This is a genomic window from Numidum massiliense, assembly GCF_001375555.1.
Classification (GTDB): domain Bacteria; phylum Bacillota; class Bacilli; order Thermoactinomycetales; family Novibacillaceae; genus Numidum; species Numidum massiliense.
The window spans coordinates 2,956,315-2,979,017 of the sequence record NZ_CTDZ01000009.1; the positions used below are offsets into that span (position 1 = coordinate 2,956,315).

General features: G+C 51.4%; 21 protein-coding genes and 8 tRNA genes. 5 read left to right on the forward strand and 24 right to left on the reverse strand.

Going from position 1 to position 22,703, the window contains the following annotated elements; translation table 11 throughout:
- Positions 1 to 56 precede the first annotated feature (56 nt).
- The gene (locus BN1247_RS13755; RefSeq protein WP_054950902.1) at positions 57 to 1,904 is read left to right on the forward strand and encodes a TcaA 3rd/4th domain-containing protein; all 1,848 of its coding nucleotides are present in this window, start codon (positions 57 to 59) and stop codon (positions 1,902 to 1,904) included.
- 67 nt (positions 1,905 to 1,971) lie between these two features.
- On the opposite strand, the gene BN1247_RS13760 is transcribed toward BN1247_RS13755, so the two are convergent.
- The 9 genes from BN1247_RS13760 to BN1247_RS13800 all read right to left on the reverse strand — a co-directional run bounded on the left by BN1247_RS13760 (position 1,972) and on the right by BN1247_RS13800 (position 3,649).
- Positions 1,972 to 2,045, reverse strand: a tRNA-Gly gene (locus BN1247_RS13760).
- A 38-nt stretch (positions 2,046 to 2,083) separates the two neighbouring features.
- Positions 2,084 to 2,160: transfer RNA gene (locus BN1247_RS13765), tRNA-Pro, on the reverse strand.
- Positions 2,161 to 2,165: 5 nt separating this feature from the next.
- Positions 2,166 to 2,252 (reverse strand) — tRNA-Leu (locus tag BN1247_RS13770).
- Between the two features lie 10 nt (positions 2,253 to 2,262).
- Positions 2,263 to 2,338, reverse strand: a tRNA-Lys gene (locus BN1247_RS13775).
- 8 nt (positions 2,339 to 2,346) lie between these two features.
- Positions 2,347 to 2,421, reverse strand: a tRNA-Gln gene (locus BN1247_RS13780).
- A 164-nt stretch (positions 2,422 to 2,585) separates the two neighbouring features.
- Positions 2,586 to 2,660, reverse strand: a tRNA-Val gene (locus BN1247_RS13785).
- 144 nt (positions 2,661 to 2,804) lie between these two features.
- Positions 2,805 to 2,896 (reverse strand) — tRNA-Ser (locus tag BN1247_RS13790).
- An 11-nt stretch (positions 2,897 to 2,907) separates the two neighbouring features.
- A tRNA-Asn gene (locus tag BN1247_RS13795) sits at positions 2,908 to 2,982 on the reverse strand.
- Positions 2,983 to 3,181: 199 nt separating this feature from the next.
- Positions 3,182 to 3,649 (reverse strand): SprT family protein, encoded by a 468-nt coding sequence (locus BN1247_RS13800; protein ID WP_054950903.1) that lies wholly within the window; start codon positions 3,647 to 3,649, stop codon positions 3,182 to 3,184.
- 285 nt (positions 3,650 to 3,934) lie between these two features.
- On the opposite strand from BN1247_RS13800, the gene cmpA reads away from it, so the two are divergent.
- Complete coding sequence (cmpA, locus tag BN1247_RS17830) at positions 3,935 to 4,057, forward strand: cortex morphogenetic protein CmpA (protein ID WP_147675260.1); 123 nt, start codon at positions 3,935 to 3,937, stop codon at positions 4,055 to 4,057.
- Between the two features lie 148 nt (positions 4,058 to 4,205).
- Here the strand turns inward: cmpA and BN1247_RS13805 are convergent, their stop codons facing one another.
- From BN1247_RS13805 to acpS, 8 genes are all read right to left on the reverse strand, one after another.
- The gene (locus BN1247_RS13805) at positions 4,206 to 6,356 is read right to left on the reverse strand and encodes a Tex family protein (protein ID WP_054950904.1); all 2,151 of its coding nucleotides are present in this window, start codon (positions 6,354 to 6,356) and stop codon (positions 4,206 to 4,208) included.
- A gap of 156 nt (positions 6,357 to 6,512) precedes the next feature.
- Entirely contained in the window at positions 6,513 to 7,292 is a 780-nt protein-coding gene (gene sigB / locus BN1247_RS13810) for an RNA polymerase sigma factor SigB (RefSeq protein WP_054950905.1), read from the reverse strand.
- A gap of 249 nt (positions 7,293 to 7,541) precedes the next feature.
- Positions 7,542 to 7,892, reverse strand: a complete 351-nt coding sequence (locus tag BN1247_RS13815; RefSeq protein WP_054950906.1) for a type II toxin-antitoxin system PemK/MazF family toxin — start codon at positions 7,890 to 7,892, stop codon at positions 7,542 to 7,544.
- Positions 7,893 to 7,896: 4 nt separating this feature from the next.
- Positions 7,897 to 8,148 carry a CopG family ribbon-helix-helix protein gene (locus tag BN1247_RS13820; protein WP_054951661.1) on the reverse strand — a complete coding sequence of 84 codons (252 nt, stop codon included), beginning with the start codon at positions 8,146 to 8,148 and terminating at the stop codon, positions 7,897 to 7,899.
- 220 nt (positions 8,149 to 8,368) lie between these two features.
- Positions 8,369 to 9,523 carry an alanine racemase gene (gene alr, locus BN1247_RS13825; RefSeq protein ID WP_054950907.1) on the reverse strand — a complete coding sequence of 385 codons (1,155 nt, stop codon included), beginning with the start codon at positions 9,521 to 9,523 and terminating at the stop codon, positions 8,369 to 8,371.
- Positions 9,524 to 9,775: 252 nt separating this feature from the next.
- Complete coding sequence (locus BN1247_RS13830; RefSeq protein ID WP_054950908.1) at positions 9,776 to 10,795, reverse strand: LolA family protein; 1,020 nt, start codon at positions 10,793 to 10,795, stop codon at positions 9,776 to 9,778.
- Positions 10,796 to 10,861: 66 nt separating this feature from the next.
- Positions 10,862 to 12,409: a bifunctional ADP-dependent NAD(P)H-hydrate dehydratase/NAD(P)H-hydrate epimerase gene (locus BN1247_RS13835; RefSeq protein ID WP_054950909.1), complete on the reverse strand. Its 1,548-nt coding sequence runs from the start codon at positions 12,407 to 12,409 to the stop codon at positions 10,862 to 10,864.
- Between the two features lie 59 nt (positions 12,410 to 12,468).
- The gene (gene acpS, locus BN1247_RS13840; protein WP_054950910.1) at positions 12,469 to 12,840 is read right to left on the reverse strand and encodes a holo-ACP synthase; all 372 of its coding nucleotides are present in this window, start codon (positions 12,838 to 12,840) and stop codon (positions 12,469 to 12,471) included.
- Positions 12,841 to 13,028: 188 nt separating this feature from the next.
- Between acpS and BN1247_RS13845 the strand changes: the two genes are divergently transcribed.
- The gene (locus BN1247_RS13845; protein ID WP_054950911.1) at positions 13,029 to 13,961 is read left to right on the forward strand and encodes an alpha/beta fold hydrolase; all 933 of its coding nucleotides are present in this window, start codon (positions 13,029 to 13,031) and stop codon (positions 13,959 to 13,961) included.
- Positions 13,962 to 14,107: 146 nt separating this feature from the next.
- On the opposite strand, the gene BN1247_RS13850 is transcribed toward BN1247_RS13845, so the two are convergent.
- Entirely contained in the window at positions 14,108 to 14,542 is a 435-nt protein-coding gene (locus BN1247_RS13850; protein WP_054950912.1) for a BrxA/BrxB family bacilliredoxin, read from the reverse strand.
- 312 nt (positions 14,543 to 14,854) lie between these two features.
- Here BN1247_RS13850 and BN1247_RS13855 point away from each other — a divergent pair, with 312 nt between their 5' ends.
- Positions 14,855 to 16,102: a Glu/Leu/Phe/Val family dehydrogenase gene (locus BN1247_RS13855; RefSeq protein WP_054950913.1), complete on the forward strand. Its 1,248-nt coding sequence runs from the start codon at positions 14,855 to 14,857 to the stop codon at positions 16,100 to 16,102.
- A gap of 113 nt (positions 16,103 to 16,215) precedes the next feature.
- Here the strand turns inward: BN1247_RS13855 and BN1247_RS13860 are convergent, their stop codons facing one another.
- Complete coding sequence (locus BN1247_RS13860; protein WP_054950914.1) at positions 16,216 to 17,265, reverse strand: DNA polymerase IV; 1,050 nt, start codon at positions 17,263 to 17,265, stop codon at positions 16,216 to 16,218.
- A gap of 214 nt (positions 17,266 to 17,479) precedes the next feature.
- Complete coding sequence (uvsE, locus tag BN1247_RS13865; RefSeq protein ID WP_231633297.1) at positions 17,480 to 18,472, reverse strand: UV DNA damage repair endonuclease UvsE; 993 nt, start codon at positions 18,470 to 18,472, stop codon at positions 17,480 to 17,482.
- A gap of 255 nt (positions 18,473 to 18,727) precedes the next feature.
- Between uvsE and BN1247_RS13870 the strand changes: the two genes are divergently transcribed.
- On the forward strand, positions 18,728 to 19,444 hold the full coding sequence (locus BN1247_RS13870) for an MOSC domain-containing protein (protein ID WP_054950915.1): 717 nt from the start codon (positions 18,728 to 18,730) through the stop codon (positions 19,442 to 19,444).
- 164 nt (positions 19,445 to 19,608) lie between these two features.
- Here BN1247_RS13870 and BN1247_RS13875 read toward each other — a convergent pair whose 3' ends face one another.
- From BN1247_RS13875 to BN1247_RS13890, 4 genes are read right to left on the reverse strand one after another with little or no spacing between them, the layout of a single operon-like run.
- Positions 19,609 to 20,412 (reverse strand): energy-coupling factor ABC transporter ATP-binding protein, encoded by an 804-nt coding sequence (locus BN1247_RS13875; RefSeq protein WP_197278560.1) that lies wholly within the window; start codon positions 20,410 to 20,412, stop codon positions 19,609 to 19,611.
- A gap of 2 nt (positions 20,413 to 20,414) precedes the next feature.
- Complete coding sequence (locus BN1247_RS13880; RefSeq protein WP_054950917.1) at positions 20,415 to 21,251, reverse strand: energy-coupling factor ABC transporter ATP-binding protein; 837 nt, start codon at positions 21,249 to 21,251, stop codon at positions 20,415 to 20,417.
- A complete protein-coding gene (locus BN1247_RS13885) occupies positions 21,248 to 22,015 on the reverse strand; it encodes an energy-coupling factor transporter transmembrane component T family protein (RefSeq protein WP_054950918.1) in 768 nt (255 codons plus the stop codon). Before BN1247_RS13885 ends, BN1247_RS13880 begins: the two co-directional genes overlap by 4 nt.
- A gap of 33 nt (positions 22,016 to 22,048) precedes the next feature.
- Positions 22,049 to 22,651 carry an ECF transporter S component gene (locus tag BN1247_RS13890; RefSeq protein WP_187119796.1) on the reverse strand — a complete coding sequence of 201 codons (603 nt, stop codon included), beginning with the start codon at positions 22,649 to 22,651 and terminating at the stop codon, positions 22,049 to 22,051.
- Between the last annotated feature and the right edge of the window lie 52 nt (positions 22,652 to 22,703).

Sequence of the window (22,703 nt, forward strand, 5' to 3'; positions counted from 1 at the left end):
GCGTTGTGCTAAAATAGAACGATATTACCAAACTATAACGTAAGGAGAGGAATTGGATGAAATGTACGAACTGTGGACAAGTATTTGACGGCGACGCTGCCTTCTGCCCAAATTGCGGCACCCCGTTCAGCAGCGAAAGCGGTAAAGGTCCCACGCCCCCTCTCACAGAAACGCCTCTTGAGGGATCGGAACCGCAACCGTCGCAACAACCGCAGCAGGCGGAGCCGACGGACGATTCGTCACCGTATACAGCCGGAGGGAATCTGGTAGACGGACAGTCGGCGCCATCGCCGGGACAGCCACCGTCTTCTGGACAATCATCGCCGACCGAACCGTCCCAGCCGACAGGGCAAACACCGTCTAACGGACAAACTTCCCCACTGGGACACGTACCATCTGCCGAGCAACCATCGCCGGCCGGACAAGCACCTTCAGCCGAGCAACCATCGCCGGCCGGACAAGCACCTTCAGCTGAGCAACCATCGTCGGCCGGACAAGCACCTTCGATGGAGCAGCAGCAGGCATTAGGGTCGCCCCCATCGTTTCAACCCGGGCAACAGGCACAGGCAGTCCCGCCCCAAAGTCCACCTACACAGCCTAAGAAACCGATGAATAAAGCAATCATTTGGATCGCTGCTTCGGTCATCGTCCTCATTGGGGTCGGTTTCGGACTGTTTAAGTACGGTGAAACCCTTGCAGCACCGGCTAATGTCGTCGACGAATTTGAAGCTGCCGTCAAAAGCAAAGACGCCAAAGCGCTGGTAGGCATCCTGGAGTCCGGGGACGAAAAACTAAAGCTAAGTGAAAAATCTTTAGCGAACTTTATCAAGTTTTTACAGAAGGATAAAGACGCCTTCGACGAGCTACTGGAACACTTGCAGAGACAAGCCAATCATTTCGATCCGAAAAAAGATGACTTCCCAGCTGAGGAAGAGAACGAACACGCCAGCATCAACTTAAAGAAATCCGGTAAAAAGTGGGGCGTGTACGACGACTACCAATTGATTGTCACACCTGCATCACTGAACGTTTCATCGAACCTCGACAATAGCGATATTTTCGTCAACGGCAAAAAGGCCGGTAAGATTAAAAGCCGCGACAAAACGCTTACTGTTGGCCCACTCCTGCCGGGCAGTTATGAAATTAAAGCAGTCGTCGACGGGAAATTAGCAAAGACGGAAGCGAAAGAAAAGGTTACTCTGTTCCAAATGGACCGAGCAAAGGAAGAAGCTAAACTTTCCTTTGACGCTGATTTCGTTACACTCCGCTCCGAATATGCCGATGCGGAAGTATACGTTAATGGTAAAGAGACGGACATGACCGTAAAAGATGCCGTCGACGTCGGCCCGCTCCCGCTCGACGGTACGATTGCGATCAGCATAAAGAAAGACTACCCGTGGGGAACAATTGAGAGTGAACCAATAAAAATCGAGGAAACGTTTGTCGATATTGACTTTTATCCAATCTCGGAAAAAGAGAGCAACGAACTGATGGACTTCATGAACACGCACATGAAAGAACGCTTTGCCGCCTTGGAAAAGCGGGATGCAAGTAAACTGACGGGCGTGACGAAGAACTATGTGCAGGACATCGAGAAGGAAATCAAAAAGATGAAAAGCGATAAAAAACGCTTTTCCGGCGTGTTCAAACGCATTGGTTACGATGTAAAGTCGATTGTTCATCCGATCTGGAACGATAGCAAAAACCGCTATGAGATCCACGCAAAACTCGTTTACGACTCTAAAGAGGACGAGTATAACGAAGGTGAAAAACCAAAACTAAGTGAACGCCCATTTATTTCGCGCACGTTAATCCTCCTGTACGACGAGAAGGAGAAAGAATGGGTCATTGACCACATTCAAAGCGATATTCACATTCAAACCGACCGCGACTTTGAGTTCTAAATTTCTAACGAACAGCAAAGAAATAAAAAAACCTTTCGCAACTTACATCGCGAAAGGTTTTTTCTGTTGGAGCGGGTGATGGGAATCGAACCCACGTATCTAGCTTGGAAGGCTAGTGTTCTACCATTGAACTACACCCGCAAGTGTAGCGAATCCCACGTCGACCTATAAAAATAAAATGGTCGGGATGACAGGATTTGAACCTGCGACCTCCTCGTCCCGAACGAGGCGCTCTACCAAGCTGAGCCACATCCCGATAAATGGTGCGGTCGGCGAGATTCGAACTCGCACAGCCTTGCGGCCACTACCCCCTCAAGATAGCGTGTCTGCCAATTCCACCACGACCGCACATATTGAATGGTGAGCCATGCAGGACTCGAACCTGCGACACCCTGATTAAAAGTCAGGTGCTCTACCGCCTGAGCTAATGGCTCACAACATTTGGCTGGGGAGGCAGGGATCGAACCTGCGCATGACGGAGTCAAAGTCCGTTGCCTTACCGCTTGGCTACTCCCCAACAAAATAACTGCTCATCTGGTCGACTATCACTAACTGTTCAACTATTACCGAGGTAACAGCTAACGGTTTAACAATCGACTGTTCATTAACTAATCGTTTAGCAATTAAATTCTAAGACCGATGTTACCTTTACACCGTGCAAATCACAGTGGCAAACCGTCATGGTGGACGGTGACGGGATCGAACCGCCGACCCCTTGCGTGTGAAGCAAGTGCTCTCCCCCTGAGCTAACCGTCCGCAAATCACGACACACTTGAGAAACAACGGTTGCTACATAACGTACCCGTTTGTCCGCTTGTCCATACACAATCCAATCAAACCAAGCCATGTAAAGAAAAGAAAGGCAATCAAATCAGATCAGCGCGACAAAGCGAGTACTACTGGCGGAGAGAGAGGGATTCGAACCCTCGCGGGGTTAAAAACCCCCTAACGGTTTAGCAAACCGTCCCCTTCGGCCTCTTGGGTATCTCTCCATAAATAAAACTGGCTCCTCCGGTAGGATTCGAACCTACAACCTATCGGTTAACAGCCGAGCGCTCTACCGTTGAGCTACGGAGGAACAGTAAGTAGGCACATCTTATAGTATACAGCTTCCACTGAAATAATGCAAGAGAAATTTTACACATTCTTTGCCGCATCGCTAAACAACATGCGAATGCGAGCTGTTCTAAGGATCGCCGTGATCCGTCATACAAACGAATCGACAAAAAGGCGATTTGAGACAGCGAATATAATTTAACATATTTGCGGGTAGTTGGTCAAGACCTTTTTGATACCTTTGTTAACGATAATTCGCCCGAACACTTCCCACAGTAGTACCGCCTTGGATCCATTTTCCGCTTACGATAATATTTCGTACGACAATCGCGACAAGTGAGCACGTATTTGATCGGGCGCGATTTTGTCGCATTTCCTGGGAGTGGCGTGCAAAAACGGGAACCGCCCACCTTTTTTAACAAGGCCTTAAACTCCGGGTCACGGTGCTTGTACCCTTTTCCGGTCAAATGCAAATGGTAGTGGCACAATTCGTGGCGAATGATGCCGAGTACTTCCTCCTCGCCCAACTCCCAATACTTCGGATTGATTTCAATCGCATGATCGTGGGGAAAATACCGACCACCTGTCGTACGTAGGCGCGCGTTGTAACGCGCTTCGTGACGGAAGGGTAAGCCAAAGTCTGCAAGGGAAATCTGCTCCACCCACGTTTGTAACTGTCGTTGATCCATCGGAAATCTCCTCGCTCACTTCCGTCGCTGACGCGAGTGTTCCACCGCCTGCTGGCGACAGAACACAAACGTCACGCATATCAAACTTTGTATCGGTACGGTCAGACACGAACGAGCCACCTGTACGCATATACTATTATCGCACGAACGACACGGTAAAGTAGCCAATCTTTTCACTGCGACTTAACTTACGGAGAACCACTTAACTGGGAACCATTTTAGTTGCGATCCATCACAGTCTGTTACCCTACCACCACTTTACACGCGAAAGGAGGGGCTTTTTTCATGCCCCTATGGCTGCAGCGGCAACTAATGCGCGCTTTTTTGCATAAAGATATTAGACAAATACGTATGGTGAACGAGTGCTGGTTTACTTACCGCGAAAAAGTTACCGTGCGTAATGCATAATAAAACTACAAATGTCCCTTAATAAATATTATACCGCGATATCTACCGCCATGCATATGACCAGACATCTGCCGAATTGCCGAATGACCTACTTAGCCGTTACAATCGGGATCGACCGCCCGACGGCTTTGCGCTACTCCTTCATGCTCTATAAGCTTGGTGGGATCATGCTGAGAGACACGCGCTCGCGACGTGTATCGACACCGATCACCCATACGTCGACGTGATCGCCGACGGAAACGATTTGCATCGGATGGCGCACAAACTTGGTACTCAGTTTGGAAATGTGCACGAGGGCGTCATTTTTTAAGCCGATGTCGACAAAGGCGCCGAAATCGACGACGTTGCGTACCGTTCCTTCGAGTTTCATCCCTTCGGATAAATCTTCGATTTTCAATATATCCGTGCGCGTGTTCGGTTTTGGCAATGACGCGCGCGGATCGCGCCCAGGGCGCAGTAATGCTTCGACAATATCTTTTAACGTCGGAATACCGCAGTTTAACTGTTTGGCAGCGGCTTCGTAATCTAATTGCCGCAACTCTTCATTCAACAGTTCGACACCGATTAACTCGTAGTCGGCACCTAGCCAGTCGAGTAGCGCCTCAACGGTCGAGTAAGATTCCGGATGAATCGGTGTATTGTCGAGCGGATGTTCACCGCGCGGAATACGTAAAAAACCGACAGACTGCTCGAATGTTTTTGTCCCGAGGCGCGGCACGTGTTTTAGCTCTTCTCGCGAGTTAAAACGCCCCTCTGTTTCGCGGTATTTGACAATGTTGCGCGCTACGGCAGGCGTAATGCCGGAAACGTATTGCAATAGCGACGTCGACGCCGTATTTAAGTCGACTCCGACGTGGTTGACGGCCGATTCGACAACTGCTTGTAAACTTTCACTCAATTTCTTTTGGTTCACATCGTGTTGGTATTGTCCGACGCCAACGGCTTTCGGCTCGATTTTTACGAGTTCGGCGAGCGGATCTTGAATGCGTCTAGCGATGGAAACAGCGCTGCGCTCCGACACGTCGAGATCCGGGAATTCGTCTTGCGCGACCTTCGAAGCAGAATACACGCTGGCACCTGCCTCGTTGACGACGATATATTGCACGTTTTTGCTGCACTCTTTAATGACGTCGGCAACGAACAACTCCGTTTCCCGCGAAGCCGTCCCGTTGCCGATCGCGATTAGGCTGACGTTGTACGTTTTTATAATGCGGTGAAAAATGAGTTTGGCCTCGGCAATTTTTTTCTGTGGCGGAGTCGGGTAACACACCTCGACGTGCAGCAATTTTCCCGTATCGTCAACGACGGCCAATTTACATCCCGTGCGGTACGCCGGGTCGACGCCGAGTACGACGTTGTTCGGAAGCGGCGGCTGCAACAATAAATTTCGCAGGTTCTCTGTAAAAATGTGAATCGCTTGTACTTCCCCTTTATCCGTTAACTCGTTCCGGATATCGCGCTCGATCGCAGGGGCGATTAACCGCTTATAACTATCGCGCACAATGTCGTCCCACCACGGTGTCGTCCCCTCTTCACTACCGAAAGCCTTTTGCTGTATATATTCGTAAATGGCTTCTTCTGGCGCCTCGATCTTAATGCGCAACACTCCCTCTTTTTCCCCGCGGTTGATCGCCAACACGCGGTGCGGCGGAATAGCGTCGATCGGTTCCGTGTAGTCGTAATACATTTCGTAAACCGATTCAATCGATTCATCGCGCACGGTCGTGTGCAAGTTCCCTTCTCTCCAGATCGTCTGGCGCACCCATTGACGAATGTCCGCGCGGTCGGCGATTTCTTCAGCGACGATGTCAGAGGCGCCTGCAAGCGCTTCCTCAGGGGTTGCAACTTCCTGTTCTACAGAAACAAATTGGATGGCTAGCTTCTCCAACTGTTCCGCATCGCGACACTGTTTGAGATGTGCTGCGAGTGGTTCTAGCCCTTTCTCGCGCGCGATGGAGCCCCGCGTTTTCCGCTTTGGGCGATAGGGGCGGTAGAGATCATCCACTTCTTGTAACTTCGTCGCTTGGCGGATGCTTTCCGCTAGTTCTTCTGTCAACTTTTCCTGTTCGTCGATTAAGCGAATAACTTCTTCTTTACGCGATGTCAGTTGTTTTAAGTAGCGGTACCGTTCATCGACGGCTCGGAGTGCGTCTTCGTTCAACTCGTCCGTCATTTCTTTGCGGTAACGCGCGATAAAAGGGATCGTATTCCCTTCGTCTAGCAAGCGAATGCTCGCTTCTACTTGCGCTGGGCGTATATTTAATTCTGTAGCAATCTGTTCGCTATATGACAGCTCCATGTTATCCTCCACATTATTATAATGGCACTAGTATAGTATCTTTGTCCAGTTTAGCGGTAATTGTATCAAAAATAAAGAGGAATCACTCATTTTACATGTTAATCGTTAGAAGACTAAGCTTGCGTTCGTCGTGGTGTCCATTATACTTTACGTTCGTTAAAAGCATTCGCATGCGTCCATGTGCATCGCGTGCTTCAATTTTTTTAAGGCGCGGCGCTGTAATCTGGAAACGTGCATTTGTGAAATGCCTAACGCTTCTCCTGCTTTTTTCTGACTGAGGTTTTCATAAAACGTCAAATGAATGATTGTATTTTCACGCTCACTAAGCACGCGGCGCGCCGTATCTAACGCGACCTGCCGGTTGACTCGTTCGTAACCGTCTTCGTCTACACCGATGAGGTCGAGCATCGTCACCGTACTGCCGTCACCGTCTGCCTCAATCGGGCTGTCAAATGATAACGCGTGGTAGCTGCGTCCCATTTCCATCGTTTCTAATATTTCTTCTTCCGTTACTTGCAAATACTCGGCAAGCTCGTAAATTTTTGGGGAACGCTGGTAGTAAGCGGTCAAAACGTCGACTGCTTTTTTTATGCGGGGACCAAGCTCCTTAATGCGCCGCGGCACATGCACACTCCACGTTTTATCGCGAATGTACCGCTTTATTTCACCGACGATCGTCGGCACGGCAAATCCTTCGAAACTAGTCTCAAATCGCGGGTCATATCTTTCTAATGCACCAAGTAAGCCGATCATGCCAACTTGTACTAAGTCCTCATACGACTCGTTTCCCCCGGCAAAACTAGCAGCTAGTGATTCGACTAGCTTGCGATAGCGATTGACAATCTCGTGTTGCAACGTACGCGTCGGATTACTCTGGTACTGTTCGATGAGAACACGCAAGTCACCGTTATCCCGAAGGTGCGTGTTTGCGGACATGATCTTCCACCTCATCCCTTTGCAGCAACTCAAGTTTTTCCATCAAGCGCTCATCATTCATAATTTCAGTGTGATCCATTAACGCTTTCATTTAATACAACTACGAGAGGCGGTTGAATGTTTCGCTCTACTCTGCCTTTCTTTCGGTTACCGCCCCTGTGTTAGCTTTGTCATCCACTATGGATTTGTTGGAAGGAAAGTTCTAGTCGGTTGCAAAAACGAAGCATCTACTTAAAAAGTCATATTTAGTTAGAAATCGATAAGCCCTAGACTAATTTGTAGGGCTTCATCGATTTTTTCCATTATATCTTCGTCTAAGTGAGTAATCTTATCGGTTAGCCGTTGCTTGTCGATCGTGCGGATCTGTTCTAGCAGCACGACAGAGTCGCGGTCAAAACCGTACATTTTTGCATCGATCTCTACGTGCGTAGGGAGTTTTGCCTTCTGAATTTGCGCTGTTATAGCGGCAACGATGACAGTGGGGCTAAAGCGATTGCCAATATTGTTTTGGATAACGAGTACCGGTCGTACACCGCCCTGTTCAGAGCCGACGACCGGGGACAGATCCGCAAAATAAACGTCGCCGCGTTTGACGATCAAAGATCTACACCCCACTAACCAGACGGTTTAAAGTGAGATCCGCTTCTTCCTCCGCTTCAAACGCTTCTGACGCCATATTTAAATTTATTTTGGCCATTTCCATATAACCGCGCTGCATCGTTTCGCGAATGTGTCGTTTTTTCCGTTCCTGAATGTACAACTTCATCGCCCGGCGAATGAGTTCACTGCGGTTGGAACATTCTTTTTCCACCATACCATCAACCTCACGGAGTAAATGCTGCGGTAAACTAATCATGATCCGCTTTGTTTCAGACACTCAACGCACCCCCAACAAACATCTCCGTTCACACTATCCCAATTATATTACCATTATGTCGTACCGTTTGCAAAAATATACGACGCAGCCACGTTCTCACATAAGAGGCAAACTCATTCATTCGCCCATGTATTCGCCACGATTTCGCATATTCCTGCTGCAAACGTCATTTTTCTAATTTTCATCCATTATCTCAACACTAATCGACACATCTCGCTTTTTTGCTTCCTACATAAATACGCGGGACGCGATGACCGATCGCACACGTCACTTCGTAATTGATCGTCCCTAGCAGTTTAGCGACTTCGTCGACACAAATTTGTTCGTCTCCTTGACGCCCGTAAAGGACGACTTCGTCTCCGTTGGCGACGGTTAGTCCGTCTGGAACGGCGAGCAACGTTTGATCCATGCAGATGCGACCGACGATCGGCACGCGCCTTCCGCCCACGAGGGCACAACCGCGGTTAGACAACAGGCGGTTCAAGCCGTCGGCGTAGCCAATCGGCAGTGTCGCGATTGTCACGTCTGTCTTCGTCCTATACGTCGCCCCGTAGCTGAGTGCTGTCCCTGGCGGCACGCGTTTGACGTGCACGATTTTCGTCTTTAGCGTCAGCGCAGGTTTTAAGGCGACGTGTTGCTTCTCTACTTCGTCCGACGGATACAAGCCGTATAAACTAACGCCGATTCGCGCCATATTGTAACCGTATTGCGGCATGTCGATCGCTGTAGCACTGTTAGCACAGTGAACGAATGGAAAGGTGACTCCGAGTGCTCGACATTTCGCTACAAATTGTGAAAAAAGATCCGCTTGCTGATCAGTAGCTGTTTTATCGCGCGCATCAGCACACGCGAAGTGCGTGAAAATACCTTCCCACGTCACCTCGCGGCTATTAATCGTCGGACGTAACAACGGTTCGACCTCGCTCAGTTGTATGCCGAGACGACCCATACCTGTATCTACTTTTAAATGGAGGAGTGCCGTTTGACCTAATGCGCGCGCCGCCGCCATCACTTGTTGCAACTGATCGGGGCGGTATACGGTTAAACGTACGCAGCGGCGAATCGCTTCGGGGAGTCCGTATGCAGGAACGTATCCTAAAACGAGAATTGGCGCGTCGATCCCTGCTTCTTGTAATTCAATCGCTTCGTCTAGCGTTGCCACTGCCAAATAACTCGCGCCACTCGCCAGCGCCTCTCGGGCAACCGGCGGTGCACCGTGACCGTACGCGTTCGCTTTTACGACAGCCATAATGTTCGTTTCGCGGGGCAGCCAGGCGCGAAAGGCTTGCACGTTATGCCCGATCGCATCCAGATCTATTTCTACTACCGTCTCGCGGTAATAACGCTGTGTCATTCTGTCAAATCTCCTACTGTTTGTAGCCTCTTTCCGCCATAAATCGACTCTGCTTCAACTACATAATATATGATCGCGGTCGCCGAGTGCAACATCAAAAACCGTTAACAATATACGATGCCTCGCGTTCGCTCGTTTATGATCACACGTTTATGATCACAAAAAAACGCCCGCGGATCTTTAGCACATCCTCTGTGAACGAGAATGATTCGCGTGACCGCGCGGTACGGAGCGGGGAATATACCCATTCAATTATTTGCTCGCTTGTAGTGATTCGGCGATCTGGACCATCTCTGCTTCCGCGAGCGCCCCTCGCAATTGAAACTCGACGCCGTTGTTCGTCCAGCTTAGCTCTTTCTCCTCGCCTTTATGGAGGACAACGCCGACAGTGTCTCCCAGTTGCACGGGCTCGCCGATACTGTTAGCGATAGTAGGAATCGCCGTATTAGCAGGCCGCTCTAGGAGAGTGAACGGATGCTCACCACTATAGCGGTAGACGATGCCCTCGCCGTTCTGTAGGCGGATGTGCTGTTCGCTTTCGAGCTTTGTCCCTTGCGGGAGGTGTGCCGGGGTAAGGCTGCCCACCTTAGCTACCGCTTCTTTTTGAGTGTCTCCGGCTCCGGCTAACGCCTCCTCCCCCCAATCGTCCATATTGCGTTTCATGTCGAATGCTTTATCGTCAAACCTCACATCGGATTCAAATTTCTCGAACGAAACTTCTACTAACGTTTTTCCGTCAGCGTCAAGTAGCGACATTTTTTCGGGGGAGTATTTTTTATTCAACTGAATGCGTTGGCGTTTTAACATTTGATTCTGTTTGTAGTTGGCCGCGACATCAAAAATATAGCTGTCTTCGACTTTTTCAAAGGTGCGGCTTTCGTCGCCGACAATGCTGTTAAGCAACGTTTGGTACAAATATGGTTGCCCGTGCTCGTCAGGCCAATTGCTTTGGAAACTAAAATATTTGTCGTCTTTCGGCGTGAGAACGAATACCCCTTCATCGTTGCGCAATATGATTTGGGTGACGTCTTTCCCTGTATTTTTCAACGCCACGCGGTAGTAGTGCGGCGGTTGGTACCACACTTCGATCGCGTATTCGTGCTTTTCTTTCCCTGACTGGATCGTCATTGTCGCATGGGATCGGTAACTGTCGACAGCGTGAGATTTCACCGTTAAATCTTCCACGATATCCGCTTCGCTCTTCATGCCACAGCCAGTGACAACGACGAACAGAGCGAGTATGAACACGAGGAACCACTTACTCCGAGGCACGCAATCATCCCCTTAAGGAAAATGTCAATTTCCCGGGAAATGTGTCGGTTATGCCTCGAGACTAGACTAGTTGGATGTCACTTCGCGAAGCGCGGGCCCGATGTGTTCCACCGTATCCGAAGCGAGTACACTATAAGGCGTATCGTCAGCCTCCGCCAGTTGTCCTGCATAGCCGTGAACGTAGACAGCGAGCGGGACGGCAACTGCGGGATCGATCTGTTGCGCGAGTAAAGCGGCAACGACCCCGGTCAGCACGTCGCCGGAACCGCCCTTCGCTAGCGCCGGCGTGCCCGTCGGATTCAAGTACAAGCGGCCGTCAGGTAACGCCGTTAACGAGTACCGCCCTTTCAGTACGACGACCGCACCGCTTTCGCCGGAAAGCTTACGTGCTGCTGCCGGGCGGTTTTGTTCGATATCGCTGACTGACGTCCCTAACAAGCGAGCCATTTCTCCTGGGTGCGGCGTTAGCACGACGGTCTCGCGGCAACGAGTTAACATGGCCAAGTCTTCAGCTAGTACCGATAAGGCGCCGGCGTCGAGCACGATCGGCGCCTTAGCCTGTGCGACAAGCGTGCGCAGCCATTGTGTGTCACCGGAAAAACGCGGCATACCTGGTCCAATCGCCACCGCCTGAAACTGCGACATTCGTTCACACAGCGATGCAGCCGTCGTTTCGTGCCAACCATCTGCCGTACCTCTACCGACTCCCCACGTCATCCCTTCCGCAAAGCTCGCCGCGACGACGTCTTGTATGTCACGTGGCACTGCTGTCGTCACTAGCCCCGCACCCGCCTTCAGCACCGCCCGCGCCGTAAGGACGGGCGCCCCAGCCATCCCGCGTGAGCCACCGACGACGAGAACGTGCCCGTACGTCCCTTTGTAAGAAAAAGGGGTTCGCGGTTTTACCGCCTCCGTCCACAACAGTCGTTCGCTCACTTGGGCGCGGACGGGAAACGCAGCGGCTAACGACGATGGAATGCCGATGTCGGCGACGACACATTCGCCCGCCAATGTCGCACCAGGCGCCAAATAGTGACACCACTTCGGAAAGGCGAATGTCACCGTACAGTGCGCGCGTACAGCAGCCCCTAACACGGCCCCCGTGTCCGTCTCTACCCCGCTCGGCACGTCGACCGCGACGACGAGGGGGACATTTGCTGCGTTAATCGCTTCAATAACCTCGTTCAGCGGCTCCCGTACCGCTCCCTTAACTCCCGTGCCGAGCAAACTGTCGATGACGACATCACTCTGCCACAACGCTTCCTTTAACCTCGGTGCGTCTATTACGCGGTACGTCTGCATGCTTAACTGCAAGTTCTGACAAACATTCCAAAAATTACTCGCCTCGCTGCTCATTTTTTCCTCGCTACCGATCAACCACACCTCGACGTGATAACCAGCGCAGTGTAAATGGCGCGCAGCCACGAACCCGTCGCCCCCGTTGTTACCGCTTCCCGCGAGTACGGTGACGCGACTGCCACATCGCGCACGGCGCTTCACTTCGTCAGCGACTGCCCGACCTGCTACTTCCATCAACACGGCAGAAGGAATGCCCACCTCTTCGATCGTTTGTCGATCCAACTGGCGCATCTCTCGTGCATTAACCAAATACACACTATTCCCTCCTAGATGCGTTATATATGTATGTCCGCCTCGTCCACAATATGCGCGCCTCAACCTCGTTCGAGGACGACTTGTGCCGCAGCAATCGTCCGAGAATGGGTTATCGTGACGTGGATCCGTACGTCTTCCCACCCGAGCCGTGTACGGGCCTCCTCGCTGACGGTCATTGTTGGCCGTCCCGTCGCCTCGGCTAGCACTTCGATGTCATGCCAGCTCACTTGGCGTCCGATTCCCGTCCCCGCCGCTTTAGAAAGCGCCTCTTTGGCCGCAAATCGCCCCGCTACATACTCACGCTGGCGCACGTCGCCGCCGACGAGCTGCGCGCGTTCCCGCTTTGTGAGAATGCGTGCGGCGAGGCGCGTAAACTGGTCACCGGTGAAACGCTCCAACTCGACAACATCTAACCCGATCCCGATAATCACTCATACAGCCCCCTTATTTTAACATGACTTAACGACCCTCGCCCTCCCTACCGCTTGGGATGCCTGTTTCAACCATTATACCAAACCGCATTTCCTTTTTTTGCACGCCTCCTTTGTGACGATTAAAATCGTTATGAGGGGAGAAATAATAACATACTAATGACGAATCGTATGGGAGTGAACGAACGTTGCTCGACATTGAAGAAAAAATGCACACATTTTCCAACACGCGCATGTACGTGCAATGCGCGGGAAGCGCAGAGCAAGCCGTCCTGCTCATCCACGGCTTTCTCGGGTCGACGTTTTCTTGGCGATTCCTGTTGCCGCAGTTAAGCCCATTTTGCAAAGTGTTCGCCGTCGATCTCCCCGGTTTCGGCCGTAGTGACAAAAGCACGAAATATCCATACACACTCGCTGCATACGCAAAATCGCTTTACGACCTCCTGCAAGCTGAAGGTGTCAAACGAGTCACGTTGATCGCCCACTCACTCGGTGGGCAAATCGCGTTGCGGTTAGCGACGATCGCCCCGCAGCTCGTGAAACAACTCGTCCTAATCGCGCCATCAGGTTATTTACCAGAGGCGACGCGCCTCCAAAAATTTATATACGCCCTCCCCTTTACTCACCGATTCGTCCCGTTCATGCTCAAAGATGAACGGGTTCACAAAGAACTGAGTAGCGTCATCTACCGCACGGACGCCATCGACATCCAAAGCTTGTACGACGGTTACGTGCCACCGCTCAAAGAACGTTCCTTTCACCGTGCGCTACTCAAGTTCGCACGTGCGCGTGAGAGCGATCTGTCACCAGAAGCGTTACGGAGCGTTAGACACCGCACACTACTCATCTGGGGGCGCCACGACCGCGTCGTCCCGCTCACTGTGGGACAGCGCCTATCGCAAGACCTCCCTAATGTGCAATTAGAAGTTGTGGAAGAAGCTGGACATTTACCGATGGAAGAAAAACCGCGGGAAGTGATGCGCCATGTGACAAACTTTCTCTCCCTCCCAGTGAAAAAAAGTCGTGCAACGGAGCCAGACACGACATCAACAGAAACGGTGGAAACAGGGACAACGGAAACGGAGCATCCTGTCAGTAAAGGTGCGGTAATGGATTCGTGAATACAAACCGTGTAGAAAATGAACAATACGTCCGCCGCAAGCTAAAAACCCCGCGCTCGTTCGCGGAGCCGCGGGGCTCGATTAGTCTATACCGCCTTAACTTGGCAACCGGGAATGCGGTATTTGCGGGAATACAGCCGTCAGTCTTAGCCGCAGTATTTGTCGTACGCCGCAGTTAAATCGGCGACAATCGCGTGTCCGTCGCGTCCTTCAATTTGTTCGCGCGGCAACATCCACTGAATGTGACCATCTTTCAGCAGTGCGATCGAAGGAGATGACGGCGGGTAGCCCGTAAAGTACTCGCGGGCCTTTGCGGTCGCTTCTTTATCTTGGCCAGCGAACACCGTCACTAAATGGTCTGGCGTCACGTCGTGTTTCAGCGAATACGCCATTGCTGGGCGGGCGAGACCACCGGCACAGCCACACACCGAGTTGACAAAAACGACCGTCGTCCCTTTATTGTTTTCCAGTGTTTCGACGACGTCTTCGGGGGTCAAAAGCTCCTTAAAACCGATCGAAGTCAGTTCTTCGCGCATCGGCTTAACGATATCGTCCATATATTGCCTATAAAACATCGACATGGCAATCCCTCCATATGTTGTCTTTCGCTTGCCTCTCCTTGCTCTCATTATAATGTGTTTATTATGTTTAATAAAGGTCAGCGGGTATTTTTGGCTACAAACGACGCTAACCTAGACAAAAAATGAGCACTTCGTTAAAATATAGAAAGTTATCCTCACACACAGCATCCGATTACCGACCGTCGTATCCACATCGTGTGGCATTTTTGTTAATTATAACCAAAGAAAATTGACAAAATTTAAATCCCCGTAATATAATCGTAACTATGTTACTGTAAAGTAGCGCAGAACAATAAGAAAAGGCGGTGCAGTATGAAAGAAAATACAAATCCGTACGAAATTGTCAAACAGCAAATTCAAGCTGCAGCAGAAAAACTCGGACTGAACGACGGTGTCGTACAAATTTTATCGCGCCCGATGCGTGTGCTCTCTGTGTCTTTTCCCGTGAAAATGGACGATGGCACGATTCGCGTCTTTGACGGGTACCGCTCCCAGCACTGTGACGTCCTCGGACCGACGAAAGGCGGCATCCGCTTTCACCCGGACGTCACAAAAGACGAAGTCGTCGCCTTATCGATGTGGATGACGTTTAAATGTAGCATCGTCGGCGTGCCGTACGGCGGGGGTAAAGGCGGTGTCATCTGCGACCCGCGCAAGCTAAGCGAAGGCGAACTTGAGCGGGTAAGCCGCGGCTTCATGGAAGCAATCGCTAGCTTCGTCGGCCCGGACAAAGACATTCCCGCACCAGATATCTATACGAACGCACAAGTGATGGGCTGGATGATGGATACGTACAGTCGCATCAAGCAAACGTACTCCCCGGCAGTCATTACCGGAAAGCCGCTCAGCATCGGTGGCTCGCGTGGACGCAGCGAAGCGACAGCCAGGGGATGTGTGTTCGCGATCGTCGAAGCGATGAACCAACTGGGAAAACCGCTGGCATGCGCCACAGTGGCCGTACAAGGGTTCGGCAATGCCGGTAGAGTAGCCGCCAACTTATTGCATGAGCTCGGGTGTAAAATCGTCGCCGTATGCGATACGACGGGCGCTATTTACAACCCGGACGGCCTTAGCGTTGAAGAGTTAGAACACCTCAAAGACGACGAACATAGCACGATTAACGACTGTCACGGCTTTTCAATTACGGTAGATGAACTGCTAGAGTTAGACGTCGATATCCTCATACCGGCGGCGATGGAAAACTGCATTACCTCGGAAAACGCACACCGCATCCAAGCACGGATCGTTGCCGAAGCAGCAAACGGCCCCACGACACCTGCTGCTGACCGCATTTTGGCGGCAAACGACGTACTCGTCATTCCTGACGTATTAGCTAACGCAGGCGGGGTGACCGTCTCATATTTTGAGTGGGTACAGAACTTAATGAACTTCTATTGGACCGAAGACGACATAAACACGAAACTGCACGACGCCATGGTCACGGCTTATCGCAAAGTGACAGATGTCGCGAAGGAATACGACACAGACTTGCGTACAGCGGCATTTATGACCGCCCTCTTACAGCTCGCAGAAGCGATGGAGGCACGTGGCTGGGTATAACCCCTAAACAATCAAAAACAGGTCGTGAAAAAACGGCAGCGTCATGAAAAACTGTGACGGCAAGTTTTTCTTGACGCTAAAGTTCACGGCCACAAGGTACAAGGTTCAGTTGTTCACTTGTCAAAAAAACTGAGCTGAATCGTGGGACGCTGCTCCAAATTAGAGACAGCTAAGCCAATGAGCCGTGTTTCTTCGTGCGGTGCCAGTTGCCTGAGCAATTGTAGCGCCGTCTCGGCAATCGTATGCTCATCCCGCGTATATGCCCCCAACGTCGCGCTCTTCGAACTCTCCTGGAAGTCAGCATTTTTCACCTTTACTGTAATCGTCCGACCAAAATAGTGCCGTCTTTCGAGCCATTCGGCAATGTCAGCGGCAAACCGCCGCAAATGTGTGGCCAACTCGGTCGGATCTTTCGTGTTATAGGCGAACGTCGTCTCTCGGCTAATCGATTTACTCTTGCGTTCTGTCTTCACTTCTCGTCGATCCACGCCGCGGGCAAAATGGTACAGCGCCTCCCCCTGTTTACCAAACATACGCCGCATTTGCGGCAAACTGTAAGCGTACAGGTCGGATATTTTATAACAACCCAAGCGGTGCAACTTCGCTTCCGTGCGCGGACCGACACCGCGCAACTTGCTAACGGGCAAGTCGCGAATCCGTTCGATTGCTTCCTCTTGGCGAATGACAGTAAACCCGTTCGGCTTTTCCAAATCGCTCGCTAGCTTTGCCAAAAATTTGTTCGGAGCGATCCCGACAGAAATCGTAATCCCCGTCCGCCTGCTCACTTCTCGTTTAATGTCCCTTGCCGTTTCGACGATGCGCGCCCCGTGCGCTGACAGATCCAAATACGCCTCATCGATGGAAACTGGTTCGACTAATGGTGTAAACTGGTAAAAAATGCGAAAGATAGCGCGCGACACCTCTTTGTAGCGCTCGCGGCGCGTCGGTAAAAAAATGCCGCGCGGACACTTGCGGCGAGCCATAAACGTCGGCATCGCCGAGTGAACGCCGTAAGCGCGGGCCTCGTACGAACACGTGGCGACGACGCCCCGCTCCCTGATACCACCGACAATGACCGGTTTGCCGCGTAGTTTTGGATTGTCGAGTACTTCCACAGCTGCGAAAAAACAGTCACAGTCTACATGCGCGATACGTAAGGACATCCCTTGAGCACTCCACTTGTCTCTTTTAAACGAAGGGAATGTGTGTTCCCAACCCTTTCATTTAGCATAACAGAAAAAAGACTGTTTCGCTACACATACGAATCGTTCGTAATAAGTGGTGTGTGTATAAATGCATGTGTGTTAATGTACGTTCACGCGGGGTATACAAGTGTTGCGATGGAATGGAAGCAATAGTTTGCCGCACTTCTGGCACTTACTCGTATAATACGGTACCCCCGTCGAGCTGCCGAAACCCGGGGCGACTGGCCAACTCCCGTGCGAGGTGAAACACTGCTTCGTCTTTTTTTTTCGCCTCGATCATGACATCGAAGTCATAGACGCCTTCATTTGTGGCGAGTTCTCGAACGATCGCGAGAAAGGGTAGCAAGTCGTCCGGATTGATCCAGTCAGCGTGACGGCGCTGTCCAGCAGCACTTTTCACGCTTTGGGGCGAAGAGATGTGCACTTTCGGTACAAGGCCACTCCCTTCCCACGTCTGGAAGATCGGTCTAACGAAGTCACGCAAATCGCTATCCGTTTCGCGGTTACACTGGTGGTGGTGTATGTCGAGCACCATCGGCACTTGTAACTTCTCACTGAGGACGAGTGTCTCCCGCGCTGTAAACGTTTTGTCGTCGTTTTCTAACGTAAGGCGCGCTCTGACGGCGGACGGCAGTAGTCGCCAATGATCCTGAAAGCGCGCCAGCGACTGTTCTTTGTCGCCGTACCCACCTCCGACGTGCAACACGAACTTCATCTGTTCGTCCAGCCCCATTGCCATCGCCAGTTGTACGTATCGTTCAAGGTCGGCAACCGCCTTTTGTACGATTTCGTTTTTGGGTGAATTCAATATCGTAAAGTGTTCCGGGTGAAAACTCACGCGCATCTTTTTCTCGCGGACAAATGCGCCAATGGCTGCGAAATCGCGCCGCAAATAGCGAAAAAAATCCCATTCGCGCGTCAACTCGTGCCCGTACAACGGGATCAGTTTGGAAGAAAAACGGTACACGTGCACTCCAGACGCGTACGCGTGGCGTAAGATCCGCAGTGTATTCACTAAGTTTTTTTCCGCGATACGCGTTACTTTTCGCAATGCCGCTTTGCGGTCAGCGATCTGTTTAAACCGCGTCACCGTCATCGTCTGTGACGGCGAAGCGTTTTTTAGCGATAACGCCATGGCGACAAAACCGAAGCGAATCCGTAACAAGTTATGGCCCCCTAACAGCAACTTGCTTCTCACATCAACTGTCCGCGTGCAAGCTGACTCCAATTGTCCACTACTAGCTGACATGTCCTCCGTACGAACTAGTACCTATTTTCCACCGCGTGCGCTCACATTATCCACTACATGGAGATCATAAAACGGGCCATAGTAGACACTTGTCCCTACGGTACGCTATAGTAATTAATTAACATCTATGCTTTATTTTGCACTTATAATTTTCATCTAGGAGGCTCATTAATGACTCAAGCAACGATCGCCACCTTACTCGTCGGAAAACCGCAAACGTTTGGGACCGAAGGTGCCGCTGATCCACTGAACCGCCCATGGACGAGTGGTATTGTGAAGCGCCCCGCCCGTGGACCGATCTGGCTCAGTAAAACTAACTTGCACGGAGATGGACAAGCCGATCTACGCCATCACGGCGGACCGGACAAAGCCGTGCTCGTCTACGCCGATTGCCACTATACCGCTTGGGAGCGCGAGCTACAGCTACCCAACTTCGGACACGGCGGATTCGGAGAAAACTTCACTGTGACGCATATGACTGAAGAAGACGTCTGCATCGGCGATACGTACCGCGTCGGGGAAGCGGTCGTGCAAGTGTCGCAGCCCCGTCAACCGTGTTGGAAACTAGCCCGCCGCTGGCATGTGAAAGATTTAGCGTTGCGCACGCAAAAGACAGGGCGCACGGGATGGTATTTACGCGTGTTGGAAGAAGGGAACGTCACAGCAGGCGCGTCCATCACCTTACTCGAACGCCCGTATCCCGAGTGGACAGTCGCCTACTGCAACGAAATTATGCATGAGCGGCGCAAAGACAGTGAGTTAGCTGGCAAGTTAGCTGCCTGCCCCCTCTTAGCAGCCAGCTGGGTGAAGACGTTGTCGAAACGAGCGACAACAGGAGAGCAAGCGGACGAGCGCAAACGGACGATTGGGTCGAACGAGGACGCGTAAACATAGAAAGCGACCGGTATTTTCCGCGTCGACACATGCAAGGTTATTAACACGGTACAGAGTTATCACATACACGCTCATTGCATACAAAGTCATTACATGCGTTGTCGTCCCGATTAAAAAAACCGCAGAGTAGGGGCCGATCCCCTACCCAAGCGGCGATTTTAATCACGTACACGTTTCTTTTTATAGGCGACAAACTCATCTACCGTCAAAAACGTCTCCTGTATGCCGAGTTTTTGCGCCAGTTGCGTGACAGCGGGGGGTTCGAGATAAGCGCGTGCTAGCAGTTCCCGCTCGGCGAACACGTCGCGCGTCGCTCCGTCGGCCAGCACTTGCCCGCGGTTAAACACAATCGTGCGCGCAAAGCACTCTGCCACAAAGTCCATATCGTGAACGATTGTCATGACGAGCTTATTTTGCGCCTCGAGCGCGCGCACAATTTGCTTAATGCGCACCTTCCCCGCTTCATCTTGTGCAATCGTCGGCTCGTCGAAAATGACGATGTCCGTGTCCATCGCGACGATGGCGGCAATACAGACGAGCTTTTTGTCCGACAGACCGAGATCTTGCGGGTTGACGTCCACCTTGTGCTGTAAGCCGACCATCTCTAACGCCTTGAGCGCATTTTCCCGCGCCGTCTGTTCCGTCTGCCCGATGTTTAACGGGCCAAACATCACCTCGGCGAGTACGTTCCCTTTAAAAATTTGCTCATCCGGATTTTGAAACACGAGGCCGATCTGCTTGGCGAGTACTGCTGCCGTCGTCTGTTTCACGCTGTTCTCACCGATAAAAATATCGCCCGCCGTCGGCTTGAGCAACCCTTTCAACAGTTTCACGAATGTCGTTTTACCGGCGCCGTTTTGCCCGATAATCGCCGTCGAGCGGTTGTCAAACGTAAGGTTAATATTTTTCAAGACGGGCGTCCCTTCGTTATACCCAAAGGACATATCTTGTACGCGAATCATCGTCATTGCTTTAACACCTCACAGGCGGCGTCGAGTGTCACCGGGTAATACGGGGAGTCCGCCTGCTTCAGCTGCAGCGCGCGACACACTTGCGTATAGATCGGAGCCGTCATACCGTACGTTTGCAAATCGTCCCGAGAAAACACTTTTTCTGGCGCGGCAAAGTCGATACATTTTCCTTCGTCGAGCAATAACACTTTGTCCGCGTACTGGGCAATCTTTTCCAACTTGTGTTCGACCATGACGACAGTCATCCCTTCGCGGCTCAAGCTTTGGATCGCGCGAAACACTTCTTCTGACCCTTGCGGGTCGAGTTGTGACGTCGGTTCGTCGAGCACAATTACTTCCGGCTTCATTGCGATGATACTCGCGATCGCCATCCGCTGCATTTGCCCGCCGGAGAGGGCAAATGGGTTACGCGCTTTAAATTGGGCGATGTCTAACAGCTCGAGTGCCGCATCGATACGCCGCTGCATCTCCTGCCGTTCGACGCCCATATTTTCTAAACCGAAGGCAATCTCTTCGTAAACGGTCAACTTCCCGCCCGTTACTTGCGTAAATGGATTTTGGAAAACGATACCCGCCTTGTGCGACAACTCGCTAATCGAATGTGTCTTCACTTCTAATCCATCGACGATCACTTTCCCGCCGTAAGCCCCGTGGTAAAAGTGGGGCACGAGGCCGACGAGCCCTTGGCACAACGTCGACTTCCCCGCACCATTCTGCCCGACGACGCCGATGAACTCACCCTGTGCCACTTCAAAAGAGATGTCGTCCAAGGCTAGTTGATCTGTCTCTGGATACTTGTACTTCAATCCGTCGACAACGATTTTTTTCATTGCACAATCCTCCAAACGACTGCCAACACAATAACAGCCCACATGCTCCAGCGAATCGCTCTCGTAGCGATATACTGCCTCTCTTCGTTTAAAAACGTCTTTTCCCCTTGAGCGTTGAAGCCGCGCACTTCGAGCGCCATCGACCGCTCTTTGACACTAATTAACGAATTGAGCACGACTGGACCGATCAATGGAAAAAAAGCCTTCATTCGCACACGCAAGCTCCCTTCCGTTTCCATGCCGCGGGAGCGCTGCGCATCCGTAATCGTCGCCATCGTCGCCATCATTTCCGGCACGATCTGAAACACGGAGCCGATCACGTACCCGAAGCGCGGCGACAACCCCCGCCGCACGAGTGCTTCCACCAACTCCGGCGGCGGTGTCGTTAACACTAAGAGCGAAAACGCACTGACAATTGTCACGACGCGCAGCGTAATGACAGTGGCAAACGTGAGCCCTTCTACGTAAAACTTCATCGGTCCAATCGTAAACGAGACCGTTTCGTTACCCGGGTAAAACAAACCTTGAATGATGACAACTGTCAGTAAGATTAGAAAGACAAACCCAAACATCGGCAGAGAACGTTTAAACACTTTACCGACGAATAAAAGACTTATACTGACGAGGGTACAGGCGATTAACCCCGTAAGAGTCGGTACGAGAAACGCCACGACGAGCGCCGCTACGGCGTACCACAGTTTGTTCACCGGGTCGACGCGGTGGATGAGCGACTCCCGTTCAACGTATAAGCTAGCAAATTTCACAGCGATTCACCGTCTTTCTGTTACTCGTGCTGTTTAATCTAATTCCTCAACTTCGTTCTTGCTGTACAGCTGCTTTACACCGTTCGGCAGCCCGCGGAAAATCGCATAAGATACTAAGACGACTAACAGTTTATCGGGCAAGTCGACGACGATTTCATTACAAAATGAGGCAAGCCACATCGAGCCAGTAGAACCCATCACTGTCGCAAAAAGTGCGTCTCCCCAAGGATTCCCTGTCTGTCCACCCCAAAAACCGATGTTTAACGGGGTAGAAACAACGACTGCAGTGAGTCCGACGACGAGACCGGTCACAATTGCTTTCTTCCAACTGGCAATCCACCCTTTGTACGCCATAATCCCGGCGACGAGACCGATGGCTGCACTCGTAATGCCGTATACGATAGAAATCGGGTCCATCGTCAATCCGTAAATCACATTGTTCACGGCACCGGAAATCGCCCCGATGATCGGACCCGCTAACATACTGGCTAAAATCGTCCCGATCGCATCGAGCCATAGCGGTAGTTTTAATGCCCCGGCAAATAGTTTACCGATGTAGTTAATCCCAATCGCCGCCGGAATGAGGACGAGTGCCGCCGTAGAAAACTTAATCGACCACATACTTTGTTTTTGCAATGTTATTTGACCTCCTAAGGTAGTACTTTCCTAAAAGGCACACGGATTTTTT